Genomic DNA, 371 nt, shown 5'->3' with positions numbered 1-371 from the left:
GCGGGTGAAGAACTGAGCTACGCCGCAGTGAACCGCCGCGCCAACCAGCTTGCTCACAAACTGCGCGAGCTGGGCGTCGGCCCGGATGCGCTGGTGGGCATTTCGGTTGAGCGCAGCCTGGAAATGGTTATCGGCTTGGTGGCGATCATCAAGGCAGGCGGCGCCTATGTGCCGCTGGACCCGGATTATCCACAGGACCGTCTGGCGTACATGATCGAGGACAGCGGCGTGCAATTGCTGCTGACGCAAAAGGCGCTGGTTGATCGTCTGCCGATTCCGGCAGATATCCAGTCGCTTTGCCTGGATCAACTGGATCTGAACGGTTACAGCGACGCCAACCCGTCGCTGCACACCGTGCCGGAAAACCTCGC

1 protein-coding gene is annotated in these 371 nt (G+C 61.5%); it reads left to right on the top strand.

Features of this window, described 5'->3' with window-relative positions; translation table 11 throughout:
• On the top strand, positions 1 to 371 hold a 371-nt coding region (locus DM374_RS32860; RefSeq protein ID WP_157969831.1), incomplete at both ends, for an AMP-binding protein.

Source organism: Pseudomonas huaxiensis (assembly GCF_003231275.1).
In the GTDB taxonomy this organism is placed as follows: Bacteria; Pseudomonadota; Gammaproteobacteria; order Pseudomonadales; family Pseudomonadaceae; genus Aquipseudomonas; species Aquipseudomonas huaxiensis.
Note: the sequence above shows the minus strand (reverse complement) of the source record. Positions and strands in the feature narration are given on the sequence as shown.